The sequence below is a fragment of the Emergencia sp. genome (assembly GCF_048465375.1).
Taxonomy (GTDB): domain Bacteria; phylum Bacillota; class Clostridia; order Peptostreptococcales; family Anaerovoracaceae; genus Senimuribacter.
In genome coordinates this window covers 63,390-79,169 of the sequence record NZ_DBFWLQ010000007.1, presented here as the reverse complement: position 1 = coordinate 79,169, position 15,780 = coordinate 63,390, and the positions used below count along the sequence as shown (strand labels likewise).

At 42.0% G+C, this 15,780-nt stretch carries 12 protein-coding genes and 1 pseudogene; 1 reads left to right on the top strand and 12 read right to left on the bottom strand.

The window, feature by feature from the left end; all coding sequences use genetic code 11:
• Positions 1–28: 28 nt before the first annotated feature.
• The 5 genes from ACMQ5W_RS05190 to ACMQ5W_RS05170 form a co-directional block, all read right to left on the bottom strand.
• Positions 29–970 (bottom strand): AEC family transporter, encoded by a 942-nt coding sequence (locus ACMQ5W_RS05190; protein ID WP_419023956.1) that lies wholly within the window; start codon positions 968–970, stop codon positions 29–31.
• Positions 960–1,520, bottom strand: coding sequence for a 5-formyltetrahydrofolate cyclo-ligase (locus ACMQ5W_RS05185; RefSeq protein WP_419023954.1), 561 nt, complete (start codon positions 1,518–1,520; stop codon positions 960–962). The genes ACMQ5W_RS05190 and ACMQ5W_RS05185 overlap by 11 nt, the downstream gene beginning before the upstream one ends.
• Positions 1,517–1,954, bottom strand: a complete 438-nt coding sequence (locus ACMQ5W_RS05180) for a 4Fe-4S dicluster domain-containing protein (protein ID WP_419023952.1) — start codon at positions 1,952–1,954, stop codon at positions 1,517–1,519. The genes ACMQ5W_RS05185 and ACMQ5W_RS05180 overlap by 4 nt, the downstream gene beginning before the upstream one ends.
• Positions 1,955–2,790: 836 nt before the next feature.
• Positions 2,791–5,100: a hypothetical protein gene (locus ACMQ5W_RS05175; RefSeq protein WP_419023950.1), complete on the bottom strand. Its 2,310-nt coding sequence runs from the start codon at positions 5,098–5,100 to the stop codon at positions 2,791–2,793.
• 204 nt (positions 5,101–5,304) lie between these two features.
• Positions 5,305–7,179 carry a fibronectin type III domain-containing protein gene (locus tag ACMQ5W_RS05170; RefSeq protein ID WP_419023948.1) on the bottom strand — a complete coding sequence of 625 codons (1,875 nt, stop codon included), beginning with the start codon at positions 7,177–7,179 and terminating at the stop codon, positions 5,305–5,307.
• Positions 7,180–7,525: 346 nt separating this feature from the next.
• On the opposite strand from ACMQ5W_RS05170, the gene ACMQ5W_RS05165 reads away from it, so the two are divergent.
• Positions 7,526–8,476: an Rpn family recombination-promoting nuclease/putative transposase gene (locus ACMQ5W_RS05165; RefSeq protein ID WP_419023946.1), complete on the top strand. Its 951-nt coding sequence runs from the start codon at positions 7,526–7,528 to the stop codon at positions 8,474–8,476.
• Positions 8,477–8,540: 64 nt separating this feature from the next.
• Here the strand turns inward: ACMQ5W_RS05165 and ACMQ5W_RS05160 are convergent, their stop codons facing one another.
• The 7 genes and pseudogenes from ACMQ5W_RS05160 to ACMQ5W_RS05130 form a co-directional block, all read right to left on the bottom strand.
• Positions 8,541–9,407 carry a phosphatidylserine decarboxylase gene (locus ACMQ5W_RS05160; protein ID WP_419023944.1) on the bottom strand — a complete coding sequence of 289 codons (867 nt, stop codon included), beginning with the start codon at positions 9,405–9,407 and terminating at the stop codon, positions 8,541–8,543.
• A gap of 14 nt (positions 9,408–9,421) precedes the next feature.
• Positions 9,422–10,069, bottom strand: coding sequence for a CDP-alcohol phosphatidyltransferase family protein (locus tag ACMQ5W_RS05155; protein WP_148493035.1), 648 nt, complete (start codon positions 10,067–10,069; stop codon positions 9,422–9,424).
• Positions 10,066–11,094: a lysylphosphatidylglycerol synthase transmembrane domain-containing protein gene (locus ACMQ5W_RS05150; RefSeq protein WP_419023943.1), complete on the bottom strand. Its 1,029-nt coding sequence runs from the start codon at positions 11,092–11,094 to the stop codon at positions 10,066–10,068. The genes ACMQ5W_RS05155 and ACMQ5W_RS05150 overlap by 4 nt, the downstream gene beginning before the upstream one ends.
• Entirely contained in the window at positions 11,084–11,809 is a 726-nt protein-coding gene (locus ACMQ5W_RS05145; protein ID WP_419023941.1) for a phosphatase PAP2 family protein, read from the bottom strand. Before ACMQ5W_RS05145 ends, ACMQ5W_RS05150 begins: the two co-directional genes overlap by 11 nt.
• Before the next feature lie 419 nt (positions 11,810–12,228).
• On the bottom strand, positions 12,229–13,161 hold the full coding sequence (locus ACMQ5W_RS05140; RefSeq protein WP_419023940.1) for a DUF1848 domain-containing protein: 933 nt from the start codon (positions 13,159–13,161) through the stop codon (positions 12,229–12,231).
• Positions 13,162–14,160, bottom strand: coding sequence for a nucleoid-associated protein (locus tag ACMQ5W_RS05135; protein ID WP_419023938.1), 999 nt, complete (start codon positions 14,158–14,160; stop codon positions 13,162–13,164).
• 286 nt (positions 14,161–14,446) lie between these two features.
• Positions 14,447–15,742 (bottom strand): annotated as a pseudogene (locus tag ACMQ5W_RS05130) (aspartate kinase); the annotation flags it as partial.
• Between the last annotated feature and the right edge of the window lie 38 nt (positions 15,743–15,780).

The window sequence follows — 15,780 nt, the reverse complement described above, 5'->3', positions numbered from 1 at the left end:
TCTCCTCTTCTCTTTAGATAATTATATTTTAAAACATTCCCAGACTTTTATAAAGGAATATCCAAAAAAACATGGTAAAACATGCAAATGCCGAAGAAAAAACGACGCAATTCCCCGCCAGTTCGCTGTCGCTTTCCATAGTTTCCGCCATGGTAAAGGACGATACCGCCGTTGGTGATGCGAAAATCGCAATCAAGGTTACAAAAGCGATGCCTCGAAATCCGAGCAATGCCGCCGCGCTAAGTCCTGCTGCCGGCACTATGATCAGTCTGGCAGCAATGCAGATGATCAAGTTTTTCCTGCATCTTTCGATACTGCTGAAATTGAAGGATGCGCCTAAAATCACCAAAGCCATGGGGGTTGCAACTGCTGACATATCGCTGACCACGGTTTCTAAAACCGACGGCAGCCTTATTTCCGCCAACACTGCAATGATACCCGCAGCCGCACCTAAAATCAAGGGGTTTGTTACCAGTTTTTTCAGTATGTTGACTGGGTCGGGCCTGCCGCCTCTGAACACTTCCAGCGTGGTAACAGCCAAAATATTATATATGGGAACGATGATGGACACCATCATCGCAGTCACTGCCAGATTTCCATGCCCAAACATGTTCACTGCAATGGGAATTCCCATGATGACAAAATTGCTGCGATAGATAGCCTGAATCATAGCGCCTCTGCTCTTCGGCTCTTTTTCAATGCGCAGGACGACCAGCAGAGTTATCAGGTACTCAACCAAAACCGCGATTGCTCCGAAGGCAATCAGCTTTCCGTCCAGAACCTCTTTGATTTCAGAACCATAGAGGTTACGAAACATCATGACTGGAAAGAAAACGACGAATACCATGTGGTTCAGGTGTTTGACTTCTTCAGCTCCCAATAATCGGTATCTTTTGACCAGCATGCCCACCGCCATCAGTAAGAACATAGGCAGTACCGCCTCCAGTGAAATGACAAAATTATTCAGCATCTGTAATCACACTGTCAGCCTTTTGGTCATGGTCGTCCATAGGAATGTTACCCGATATCAGCTTTTCAAAACAAATCATACACGTGGGAAATTTCGTTTCTTGCAGAAATCTGTCATAATAGCCTTTGCCGTGTCCCAGTCGGTTCCCCTGATGGTCGCAGGTCACACAGGGCAGCACGGCAAAGTCGATTTCATCTGCTTTGATAACCGGCAGCCCCGGTGAAGGTTCCAAAATGCCGAACACGCCGGGTTTTAGGTCTTTGGTCAGATCTTCGATCTGGCGCACCTCCATGACGCCGTCAGAAATACAGAGGGGCACGCCGACTCGCTTTCTACTTTCCAGGGCATCCTGCAGGATTTTGACGGTATCTGGCTCTCCTCTGGTTCCCACAAAACAAAACACGGTTTCCGCTGTCTGATAGGCTGGTTCAGCTATCACTCTATCGCAAATGATCTCACTGGCCTTTTGACAGTAGCTGTCTTCCAGATATTCGATCCGCGACTTGATTTCTCTTCTTAAATTTTTCTTTATTTCAGTCTTATCCATCATTTATAGAACTGACAGCCTCTGCATTCCGGTCTCTGAGGATTTTCCGGATCACAGTGAAGCGGAAGAATCCGCAGGTCGTGACTCAGCTTATCTCCCATCAATGATTTCAAGGCGGCAATCTGACACAGCGTTCCCACGAATTCCGTGACAGTCCCCGATTTGACTTTTCTCATGGTCTCACGATATACTTTTGCCATGTCCCTATGGTAGTATTCGTCATTGTATTCGTAGAAGTCTTCGAAGGTCGGCAGTTCAACAGGGTTGTAAATCGGGCAGTACAGAATACAGTTATTGCACTTCTGACATCCGTCCTCATTCTTAACTGGCTTCTTGTGGCCCGCTTCATCCTTTACGATCTTTATACAGGCATGTTTACAGCCTAAAACACAGGCTTCACAGCCGTTGCAGTTCTTTACTTTATCCGTTAGTTGCATGAAATATCAGCTCCTTTTGTTTCGTGTATTATCCCGTTGACAGCAGTACAATTTGCCAGATTCTGTCTTTGACACAGCTTTCATTTCAAAAATATATGATTCGTTGTGCTGCAATGTTTCTTACCTTGCGGCAACATATCGCTCCGCTGTCCGTCCTGCCCAGCCAAGCAAACTTGGGACAGAACAACGCCGTAGACGGCATTAGAAACATTATAACAAAAAGTGCCAGAAAATAAAAGTGTCTTAATTTTCAAAAAAGTGTTGACATCTGTGCAAAATTGTATTATTATAATCTCAACAGAAAGAAAATACATTATTCACAGATAAAAAGTTATAGTGTATGGAACTTATGAAATCTATAGAAAGGAGCGAGGGAAATGTTGAAACGTTTTTTAGGACCAGGAGACTCATCAGTGGCAGGACCTTCTGCTTCAGAAAGATTATCACGATAGCCAGAAATTCTAAGAGTAATTACTGAAAGGTATGAGGGGATAGACCCACCTACATAAACTGGCAGAGACAAGATTGACCGATCTGAAGTAGAAGTTGTACCAGCCAGATATCAGTCGTTGCTTATAGTTGAACAGAAAAGGATTAGTATAAACATTAATATAGATTAATTATTATTGTCCCTTAAAAAATTAAATATAAGCATTACTTAAAAGAACTGGTTCGTCGGAATCAGTTCTTTTTTTCACATGCATGGAGAATCCTAGTGGTACCTCAAACCTATTTGCGATATTTTATGCTCTTGATGATTTTTAGTAAAATCACCATAAAAACTGCCGCACAGAGAAATCGTCTCTGTGCGGCATCTGCATTTCTAATAATTTACTTTATTTTGCTCTAACTTTTCTCAATGTCGTCCAGTTGCCCCAAACCTTGTCACCGTTATCCAGTGTCTTGTAAGCGCGAACTTGTACGTAGTAGTACACACCACTCTTGCGATTTTTAATAGTCGTAGAGGTTTTGGTATACTCATTTTCTTTGTGTGTGATGTACTTGTTATAATACTTGTCATTTCTTCCATATTTAACCTGATATTTGGTTGCTCCCTTTACCTTGGTAATGAGCACTTTCACTTTGCCCTTGGAAGGTGAAGTGACTTTGATGACAGGCTTATTTGGTTTGACTGTGACATAAACATATTTGTATGCTGGATTATATGTTACCGTTCCTACAGTTTCAACTTTAATTGCAGCTTTACCTGTACCAACAATACTTACTACACCAGTGGGTGAAACCGTTGCTACAGACGTATCATCAGAGGTATATTTTATATATCCTTCGCCACTCTGCTTCGCACCGAGGTTAAAAGAATCACTTCCGATGTATTTCGTGTAACGAGTATAATTTGTTTTAACAGCATTGTCTTTTCCAATAATCGTGAATTCTTTGGTCAACGTGCCCGAATACGCACCTTTGCCAGTGATAATCACTTTCCCTGTTCCGGCTTTCGTATTATCTTCATACTTCACTGTATAATCTCTATTCAGAGTTAATGTAGTGATGCCTTTCTTCACAGTGACTGTCGGCGTATTTGCCCGTCCAGTGTAATTGTAAATATCTTGTGATAATGTTGCCGTGCAGGTATTAATATCAGTTCCATATATTGTAAAAGTTGCTTCCTTGTAACCAGTGAAGTTTCCGTTTCCGCTTACTCTGACTGTAGCAGTTCCTGTAGCTGTATTGTTCAAATAAGTTACAGTGTAATCTGAAGTCGGAAGTGTTACAGATCCGCACTTTACAGTTACTGGTGGTCTGATTGCAGTTCCCGTATACGGATACGAACTTGAACCGATGAAATTGATTGTACAGTCAGACATTTTGCCAGCATAGATTTGGAAAGTTTGTCTAACAGTACCAACATAAGCACCCTTACCATAAATAATTGCTGTAGCCGTTCCTACCCTATCATTATTTTCGTACTTAACGTCATAATCATAACCTTTGGTTAAAGTCCGATTATTACATGTGACGGTAAAGTTGGACATTTCAACTTTGGCACCATTATAATATGCATAACCTGGGTACATATACACATACGTATTTGCAATTGATAAATCAATAGCATTTGGACTATATGTGTAGGACTGCGTTATCGTTCCTGTATAATTACCTTGAAAAGTAATGTTTGCAGTTCGATAAGTAGAAGTTGTATTTCCGGGATTAGCATCCGAAATAGTATAATCTGTGTATTTGCTAAGGGGTTTTTTATTATAATACAGGGTTACACCTTCAAAACCGCTTGTCGTCCTTTGGTTTGGTATATCAACCGTGACGTTATATCTTTCATTATATAAGTTGCGGGGATTAATAATAAATGATGTTTCTACACTACCACTATACTTTTCATAGTTACTGTTAGCAGTAATTACTGCTTTTGGAGTAGAAGTTCCTGCATTCTTATTATCCTTATATTGTGTAATGGTAAAGTAAGCGTACTCATTACTTGCAATTTCCTTATCAGTCTCATCTTTGATAATAAATTCTCCAAGGCTTGGTTTTATTTCATTACCTTCTTGATAAACATGAAAGGTATTATACGTAGCTTTAAATTGTGCAGTGAAATTTGGAGTGATAGTGTATTCCTGCTTTATCTCTCCGTCATATAGGCCTTTTCCTTTCACTGTAACTTCATATTTTCCAGCTGCCTTTGAAGTAGTCGGCCAAATTAACTCGTAATCGGTATTTTCAGCTAAGCTATTTCCCCCTGTTTTAGTTACTGTCACTGTTGGTTTCTGTTCGTTCTTATTGTATACAAAACTTTTGGTTGATAACTTAACAACTGCATTATTGGCAATAGACTTCTTGCTAACAGTAAATGTTGCAGTCTTTGAACCAGTAACTCCATCTTTGCCTGTAACTGTCAGGGTATATATACCTGCCTCCTTTGCTGAAGTCACAGTACCGTCGTTATATGTCCAAGCAGTATCATACTTTGACGAATCAACAGTCTCTCCGTTAATTTCTACAGCAGTTACTGTTGGGAGTACAATGTCACTTCCTGTATACTCAGCAGTAGACTCAGACAATATAATTGTTGCATTGTCAAGGGTTCCCGTTGCCACCTTCGCAAACGCCATCCCCGGCATCATGCAGACGATCATCAGAACCGATAGGAGTATTGCTAATGTCTTTTTCATAATCTCTATTCCTTTCTTAATCTTTCTCTTCATTAAAACTAGTTTTCCATAGCCATATTATACCATCTCTTCATACAAATGAATATATATAATATCAAATATTAAGAAAATTTAAGAATTAGCTGCAAAAGAAATAAGTGCTGTAATGCAAAGCAAATAATCCACTCTACTTTGTATTACAGCACCAGTACCATAAAAGTTTTGCTATTTTATTTTAATCTTTTTTGTAGTCCAGTTACCATATACTTTTACTCCGTCAGAAGTAATCTTATATGCACGAACTTTGACGTAATAGGTTTTACCTTTTTTCAAACCTGTTATTGTGGTCGCAGTCGTTAAGTAACCGTTGTTCACATGCTTCAGATATTTATTTTTATACTTGCCGCCATATCCGTATTTAACCTGATACTTTGTTGCGCCATTGACCTTTTTCATCTTTACCCTAATTTTCCCCTTTGATAAGGCTGTCGTCGTTACCTTTGGCGTTTGAGGTTTTACTGTGACATAAACATATTTATGTGCAGGATTAAATGACGAAGTTCCAACGGTTTCAACTTTTATTTTTGCCACACCAGTACCTAAAATTGTTACCGATCCCTCTTCAGACACAATTGCTACAGATGGAGTATCTGAAGTATATTTGAATCCGTCACCATCACCCGGAGATTTTGCTCCAAGATTAAAGGATTTGCTGCTTAGATATTTCGTATACCTTGTATATTTTGTTGTTACTTTATTGTCTTTACCCAAAATGGTAAAATCTTGTGTCAACGTACCAGAATATGCACCTTTCCCGTTAATAATCACCATTCCTGTACCAGAGTTCACATTATCTTCATATTTCACTTCATAATCCACCCCCTTAATTAAGGTTATCGATTTTCCGTAGATATCTTTCCAAGTAACCTTTGTTGGAACTGGTGTCACAGCTGCTCCAGTATAATTATATTCGTACGTCTGAAAGTTAACTATTGTGTTTTCACTATTTAATTCATTTTTTCCGTTTGTAAATGACTTTGTTATTGGTTGATTATTATAATTCTTATAATTTCCTATCAAAGTAATGTACACAATATTATCAATCACACTCATCGTATAGTCTGTGTATCGCTTTAACAAATTCCCTTTATATTTTATTTCTTCATTTATTACTGTGTGTGACGTAGTCTGGTTTGGAATTGTTATATCAAGATCATTATACGATAAAGGGAGTGGTTCAATCGTAAAATATGTCTCAATGGTTCCATTGTATTGATCACTCGCTCCAACATATGTCACCTCGACTGTTGGTTTAGCCGCAGAAGCAGAATTTCCAGCGTTAACATTATTTTTCCAAGTAAACTTAAACATACGACTGTCTAAAGGTGTCGCCGTTTTTACATCTTCATCAAATTTGTATACGTTCGGATATGGTTGTTGTACAGATCCAGTGTACTGACATTTGATATTCGTCGTATCTACAATAAAATTAGGTTCGATTCTATAATTTTTTTGTATAACGCCAGTATAGTTGTTTTTTCCTCTCACTGTTGCTGTATATTCACCGGCTTCTTTTGACTCAGGTAAAACAGTTTCATAATTTGCAGCCTCAATAAACTGATCTCCATCTCTAACCTCTACATATGGAGTTTGTACACGTTTATTATAGTAGAACGTTGTTTCATGTTGGTTAAGTGTAACCATTGCCGAAGTCAAAGTTTTGGCTTTGATAGTCACCAGATATTCAATTGTTGTTTGATTGCCAAAGATTCCACTTCTTTCATTTTCTACTGCAGTAATTTTCACTCTATAATTTCCAGCATTTTTTAAGTCCTTAGGCTCAATTTCTGCATTGCTTACATCGTCTTCCTTCATGTATTTTATAGCATAGGCATCGGGACTGACCAATTTTTCTCCCAGTCTGACTTCAATTTCAGGGTCAATCACACTGCCTGTGAAAGTCTGATTATTATTTCTTACATTAATTGTTGCATCTGCTAAATCTCCGACCATTGCATTATCGTCTCCAGCAAACGATATGCTTGGCATCATGCAGACTACCGTCAAAACGGACAGGAGTATTGCTAATGTCTTTTTCATAATCTCCATTCCTTTCTTCATTCTTTCTTACTAAAAAACTAACTTCTATAAACATTGTGTCATTTGCGTTCTTTTTAAAAAAAATCGCAGTTCATGATGCAATGTATGTTTCTTGTGACAGCATCACAAGATTATAGTCACATTATACCATCTCTCCCAGAAAATGAATATATCTTATTTAAAGATTAAGAAAATGCAATTATTTGCATTCTAATGTAGTACCTCGCCTCTATTCACTTGGATAGACTTTTACCAATGCAAATTCAATCTTGACTTCCCCATATAATAGCATTATTGTAAAATATATACAGTTATTTTTTTACACATAATAGAAAGGGCCACAAACATGAAATCTTTATTTGCCAACGAACGGCGACGCTATTTCAACATCTATGACGATTGGGTCTTCCACTACCTCTTCAGCCGCGACACCGAAGAAAGCAAGCAGGCGCTCATCGCTGTACTCAACGTCATCCTGCAGCGAGAATCAGATCCCATCATCGACATCCAGATCAAGGACCCAAGCTTCTATGAGGAACGAGATGAAGACAAGGACTCGGTTCTAGACATCAAAGCGCTGACTGACTCTAACGAAATTATCGACATTGAGGTACAGAACAAAAATCTCAGCTTCTACTGCGACCGCTCTGTCTATTACGGCGGCAGACTGGTGAATTCCGCATTGGAAAAAGGCGAAAAATATGATAGAATGAAGAAAAGCATCGTCATATCCATCGTCAACGGCACCATGTTTCCCGAAACCAGCAAGCTTCATACCGTCTTTCGGCTGCGGGAGATTGAGGACGGCATCCAGCTCTCGGATCGGCTGGAGTTGCACTTCCTGGAACTGGGCAAAATCTTACCGAACGCGCCTGTCGAGCACCTCGATCCGGTAGAAAAACTGGCAGCCTACCTCAAGTTTGCAGGCGACGAGACGAAGGAAGACTATATCCAAAATCTGATTCAATCAGGAGGTGACGCAATCAAAATGACAGAACAATTATTCAGAGCCCTGACAGAAGATGAGATTGCCTATGAGAGAAACGAACGAAAGCTTAAGTTCGAGCTGGATCGCAATACCGAGCTCTCCCTGGCAAGGAAAGAGGGACTTGAACTGGGGCTGATCAAACTCGTCTGCCGTAAACTGGCTAAAAACAAGCAGGCGTTGCAGATTGCTTCGGAACTCGATGAGGATCCAATCCATATCCAGAAGATCTGTACCGCTGCAAAGGACAGTGCGCCGGACTACGACATCCAGGAAATCTACAAAAAGCTCACGTCACTCCCAAAAGAATAAGGACCAATAATCACAAAAGCTGTGACATGGGTATTCCCCCAACGTCACAGCTTTTTCTATCAGTCTATTCAGTTTTCCTTCCGATTTTTTCGCCGTATCTGACTTTTGTTTCAATACCTTGGCGGCTATTTTCCAATATATCGGTGTCAATCTCAGCCCTGTCTTTCTTGAGGCAAAGAATAATTGTGGAACCGCCGAACTCAAAACGCCCCTTCTCTTCTCCGCGCTCCACCATTTTTTCTTCGTGGTAGTTTACGATTTTGCCCACCATCAAAGCGCCAACCTCTATCATCATCAGAGTGCCAAAGTTTTCACTTTTCAGGAAAGAAATACATCTGGTATTTTCTTTATAAATAGGGTAATGATCATTTGCAATGGGATTCACCGTATGAAAAACGCCATTGATGATGTGATTGCTGCTCTTTTTTCCCTGATCCACATAACAATATCTGTGATAATCATCTACAGTCAGACGGAAAAGCAGCAGATACCCGCCTCTATACTTCCCCGCCAGCTTTTTGCTGCGAGTAAGACTTTCCATCGAGTACACAGTGTTTTTGATGGTAAATTCTGCGTTCTCTGTAATTTGATAAGCTGTCAGCTTACTGTCGCAAGGTGCAATCAGATGATACGGATTCATATCTACTGGCCGTCGTTCCGGTCTTACCCTGCGTGTAAAGAAATCGTTATAAGAATCAAATCGGTTCTTTTCGTAGTCCTCCATAACGATTCCATTGGCTTTGACAAAAGGTCTGATTGCGGCAGTGGAAATTTTTCGATCAAGAATCCAGCCTCCGACTTTCGACACAGAAGGTCGAATCAAAACTTTCACCAGCTGGCGCCCGGCCTTACTGCCGTACAGTTTCTCTAAAAGCTTGTCCTGGCCGTCGTCTTCACCTATAAAATTGCCTTCTCTATCTTTACATCTCATGAAGACCTCCTGGGTTATAGTACAAAACCGTTCATCAGCCTGTATCTCGAATACACGAAAGTTATGATGATTGCAATTGCCACGACTGCTACAATCAGCGCCAGCACCTTATTGCTCGGTTTTTTCATCTTAAAGTCTGCGATAAACAGTGTCCCGACTGCAAAGAGCATTACCATTAAAAGCACCGGGAAGGTGTAAGGCAGGACGAAATGCAGCAGATACAACACTGGCAGAATGACCGCAATAGAAGTGATTGGCAATCCGTGATACACTTTTTCGTGTTCTTCTTCTGAAAAGAAATTGTTTGTCTCCACTACGTTAAAATAAGCCAGCCTGATAACACCGCAAATGCAGTAAAAGCCGATTGCCAGCATGCCCAAACTCCCCTTTACACCCATACAGTAGCAGAGCAAGGAAGGAAACGCCCCAAAAGCGACCACATCACATAGGGAATCCAACTGAATGCCGAACAGTTTCTCATTATCCGTGCGGTCCTTTTTCCGTCTGGCCACTTTGCCATCGAACATATCAAAGAATCCCGAAAGTGCCAGGCAGAAAATAGCAAGCTTAAAATGTCCGTTCGTGGCGAAGGTCATGCCCAATATGGCAGAAATCAAGCTCATATAGGTGAGTATCACCGTGTAATTATAAAATCCTATCATTCTTCTTTTCCTCTAAATATCATTAAATATGCAATTGCAGTAAAGACTGCGCTTATAATTAACTGTGTATAATAGCTGATGCCGCGGCTCACGATCATTGCCGGCGTGGTGAGCAGAACGCCGCAGACCGGTAAAAAGATAATTTGGAACAAATGCTCGCTGATACCCATACCACCTGGCAGCGGGAGCATATCTACAGCCACAGAAATCATTGCCTGCAGTACTACGATTTCCACCATACCGACGTGATTGATGCCGAAGGACCGCAGAACCAAATACGTGATATAAAACAAACAGCATCTCTGTACGATGGTGATCAGGAGGACATTTACCATCACCCTCTTGTGATTCTGAAAATATAGGGACGCCTCATGGTATCCATCCATAGCGTGCTCCAGTCTTCCTTCCAGCGCATCAATTCTCGATGACTTGCAGATTTTTTTAATCCAGCGGAAAATCGCCATGACCAGACGTTTTGTCATCTGCGGGCAGAATACTAAGGCCAGCATGCCGCCTACGCAGAGTACGTTGAGAGCAACTCCCAGGTAAACCCATGGCATTGCAGGCTTCAGAAACTGCATCTCCACAGGGGGACGCAGGATCATGATTATAAGTCCAAAAAGTACCAGCACCAATTTGTAAGTAATCGTCACAATCAAAAGCACCATGGTAGACAGGTGAATGGGCAGCTTATCCTTTTTCATGAAGAGAATCTGCGCCGGTTGTCCCCCACTGGCCGACGGTGTCACCAAGCTGAAGAAGAAGCCTACAAATGAATAAAGGAAGCAGTGATTCAATTTCGGTTTCTGGCTCAGTGAACGCATCAGATAATAGATAATGACAGATTCACTGAGTATGAACAGGATAACCAAAGCGATACCGCCGATCCAATACCTGGAATCAGCCTCTTTCATATATATCATAATATCAGAAAAATCCTGATCGTGAAACACATAATACATGGTCGCACTAAAACAAATAATCAAGAATACGATATTTATCAATGTTTTTTTCTTATTCTTCATCTACTACTTCTCCAAACACCTTTTGATTCAGCCGCTCAAAGCAAGCCATCAATCTCAGATACCCATTGGTGTGCAGACTGATTGCAAAACAAATCAGTGCAATTGCGACACCACCGACAACATCTACGATATAATGCTGTTTCGTGAATTGCGTAGAAGCAAAGATCAAGATTGCAAATAACAGCGTCGCCGCTTTATACCACCTGGGGATATCATCACATTTTCTGATTCCGAGATAACACATCAGGCTGGCAAGACAGTGAATCGAAGGAAACAGGTTGTAGGGTTCATCCATAAAATAAATGAAGTCCATCGCCAGGTCCAAAAGCCCATCTCCTGCAGTTTCCGGTCTGAGATTGGTAGTCGGAAACGCTACAAAGATCACGCCGCAGACAACTCTTGCCAAGATATCGGCAAAAACAAAGCGGTACCAAAATTCTTTTGAATTATGTTTTGACGTCAAGGCGTAACTGAAGACCCAAAAGGGGTAACTGAGAATATAGATGGAAACCCACTGCGGTACAAATGGAACCATTTGGTCAAAAGTCGTCGTCAAATCATAATGATACATTCCTGATGCCAAAAGCTGCGTTGCCCAGTAAACCAGACAATTGACTGCAAAGCATGCAATCAAAGAAAAGAACGCATAGCTTGGAATAAACTTCTCCATATGCGCTCGATACCACTCGCTAAATTTATCAGTCCTAATCTGCATAATGCCCCTACCCAAATATCGCTAATTTCTTTAAACATTATATAGCAGGAGAGCGCTCTTTGCAACTATATGACGAAAACCTAAGAAAATCTTAAGAATTTGTCAAGGTATTACGGACACAAAAAAAGATAGTACCAATTGCTTATTATTATTTCCCTGGCTCTTGCTTTCCATTCGGATAACCATAAGCCCTACAATACGCAATTGGTACTATCTATTCTGCTGTTCAAACACTTCTGGTGGTCTCACCCCTTCCATTACGATTTGCAATAACTTCTAATCCAGCGAACCTGCTTCGTCGCTTTCTCTTTGCTACGTTTGCTTTATCGCTTTCTTTAAGTAGAGTATAGCATATTCTCCACAAAAATCAAGTATTTTTTTGAAATTTTTAGAATATTTGGTGATATATCCTCAGGGCTCTATAGAAAATCAAAAGTCACCTGTCTCTGTATCCAGCTTTCCTGTTCTGCAGCTTTGATGATGTCGCCGTCCATAAAGTCTCCAATCAAAAACGGCGAAAAGGGATCATGCTTGTTCATGTTAGATTCCACTGTATCCTGATCATAATTAGCATAGCAATACAAGCAGCCGTGGCCACAGGTATTGTACGCTCCGATGTCGCTGCCCAGCACGCAGCTGCACTCGCCGCGGGTCATGGCAGCGCCCGGCACGATCAAAGGCAGGCCGATGGCACGCTCCAACACCTCCTGGGACTGGCAGCCGCCAGCATCTACGCCGAAGACCTCCAGCTCCCTGCCCTCTGCACAGGTTTTAACCCTCATCCCGTGGGCTGCCGCAATTTCAGCAAAACCTTGTCCGATGGCAAGGCGCTCCTGACGATTGACACTGCGTCCTTCTGGGAAATTCCGCTTTGTCTTATCATAGAGATCGAGAAAGCTGATGACGCAGTGGTCCGTATAGCCTGCCAGTGCTGCCGTCATCTCCGCAAAGGTCTTCAGATGAAACTCCAGGGAGTATTTTTCCGTAATAAAAATCGGATCATAACGCCAACTGATTCGGCTCGGTCCCACCTTCTCTGACAAACGGCAAAAGCTTTCCATCACCACTTCCTTGGCCGGTACGTGAGGTTCGATATCCCGTCCATAAGGGGTGATGGTCACTGCCCAAAACTGCCTGAAAGCAGAAAGATGCGCCAGTCCCGGCAGCATAGGCGCTGGATTTTTCGTACAAAAACTGATGCAGTCGATCACCTCCGGATCCAGCAGATATCTGGTCACCTGCTGCTGGTTATAAGGGTTGCGCGCAAAGACAAAGCCTTCTCTGATTCTGTTGTAAAACCACTTACTGTAGTAAGCTGGTATGTCTGTTCTGTTTCCTGTGTTCAAAATCATTTATCTGTTCACAATCTTTCCTATATTTTTCAGTTGGATGGAGATGGTTCCATCGGGGTTGTTGATAAACTCCACATACTTGCTGTTTTCCAGATAGTCAGTGGGGATTTTGATCTCGATGCCTGTGTCGGTTTTAATCTTGTGGCTTCGGATGCTTTTGACCACCTTGGGGTTTTCCACACTGATTTTGGCGGGGATGTCCACCTCCATGGCCTTCTGTTTAAATGTTTTTTTCATGACCTCGTTATCATAGAAAACCTCTTCACAGAGATCGGAGGGCGTAAAGGGTACGCTTTGCTCCGAATTCTCGATGATGCAGTTCTTTGCGCGAGATACCGCGATGGCGGAGTTGGCGCCGTATTCATCTGCCACCTCGCTGGTAATTTTCTTGATCATCTGTACAGTCTCCCTGGCAGAGGGCTGGAAAGTACACTGCAGCACCTTATCAGGCAGGACCTGTATGGCTTCGCCGTTGATTTCTCTCTTCTTGTCACAGAGAGAGACCTTGTAGTCTTTCATACTGACGATTGCATAACAGGAAATCTTCTGGCTGGTGTTTGGCAGAAGCGTAAAGTATCTGATAATCTTGTTGGCTACGCCCTCGTCCCCGCTTTCCACCTGATGGGTGTAGGCGGTCTTATTAGGAAGCAGCAGCAGACCGATGTATTCGTCATTCTCATCGGTGAACTGACAGACCAGGAAATCCATGGACTCCGGTTCGTCAGACTGCGAAATCTGGTCGTAGAGCAAAGTAGCTGCCGCAGTAGAAAACTCGGTAAAGTCAATACCGCCGCTGGCGTACCTTTCCAAGCTCTGTCTAAAGACGCTGTATTCCAGAAATTCTCCCTCTTTCTTAGCTGAATCCTCTACAATCTTTGTCAGATGCTTTTCTATAAATTCCCCCGTTCCATAATCTGCGATGTCAAGTTCCTTTTGTGAGAAAACACAGACGTCGGAGTTAAAATCTAAAATATGTAAAATTGCTTTTTTGATAATCATTTTTTCTCCTTATTCTTCAAATCATAAAAAGTGCCCGAAAGTGACCAAAAATCAGGCGTTTCGGGCAGATTTTGCTTCTAAAAGGTCTTTTTCGGGGAAATCTGCTGAGGCAAGCACTCAAATTTGCGCTAAAAAACCGTCTTTTTATGCAATAGCAACTTATTATATAGTTTTCCTTTTTATGAAATGTTCCTTTTTGTAATCAAAAACAGAAAAAAAACTTTCCTATTTTGATAAAAATGCCCAAAAGTAACCAAAAAACAGACATTTCGGGCAGATTTCGCACTTACATGCTTGTAAACTCAGTATAGATGGCTTGGATCGCCGGGATATAGTCGGCACCGTCAACGCCGATGAGCATGTTGATTTTTTCTGAACCGTGGTCGATCAGGTTAATATTGATTTTCCTATTGGCCAGTGCGCCCAATACCTTTACGGCGATGGCTGGTGAAGTGCCCAGTTCTCTTCCCACGATAGCAATCATAGCGATGTCATGGGTAACAGCTAACCGATTCGGTTTTATCTTTAATTCTATTTCTGCCGTTAATTCTTTTTCACATTTTTTCACATCAGACTCGTGCACGATAATGTTCAGGGAATCGATGCCGGAAAGGATGTTTTTGATGGTAATGCCCCTCGTTGCAAAAATATCCAGAAGGTCAGCCCTGATCTGTGGGTTCTCATTCAGCTTATCTTTTTCTACAACGATAGTGGTATAGCCTGTCTTTCCAGAAATGCCGGAAATCGAGAGATTCGATTGATAGTAGTCTGCATTTTTTACAATCAGAGTCCCGTTATTCTCAGGCTCGTTAGTATTTCTGATGTTGATTGGAATTTCCAGCTTGATGACAGGGAAAATCGTATCCTCATGCAGAACTGCCGCGCCCATGTAGGCTAGTTCTCTGAGTTCCTTGTATGTGATGACCGGTACGCTGAGAGGATGATCTACAATTCTCGGATCGGCCATGAGCAGTCCCGATACGTCTGTCCAATTTTCGTAGATATCCGCGCCTGCAACAGCTGCAACGATGGCGCCGGTAATATCAGAGCCCCCTCTGGAAAAGGTTTTGATACTGCCCTCTGGCGTCGTCCCATAAAAACCCGGAATGACGGCATACGGGTGCTCAGCCATCAACCCGCCTAGGACTTCCCTGGTCGTAGCCTCGTCAAACTTGCCTTCTTTATCCAAGTAGATGGATCCAAAAGCATCTATAAAGTCAAATCCCACGTAGGCAGCCAAAATTTTGGCATTGAGATACTCACCGCGGCTGATGACATAGTCTTTTTTTGATGAATCAGTCAAGGCATCCATGATCTGCGCAAACTCCGCGTCAATATCTACTGCTACATTGAGACGGCGCACCATAGCCTTGTACCTGGCTTGAATCTTCAGCAGCAGTTCCTCTGCTTCCGCTTCGACCCTCTCGGCACAAGCAATCAGAAGGTCGGTCACCTTGTCATCATCCTTGGTCCTTTTTCCAGGCGCAGAGACAACGATGTACTTCCGTTCCGGTTCCGCTTTGATGATGTCGGCACATTTCTTAAATTGTTCCGCATCTGCCAGAGAAGTGCCGCCGAATTTGGCTACTTTGATGTTGATATCGTCTTGGAATATATCTG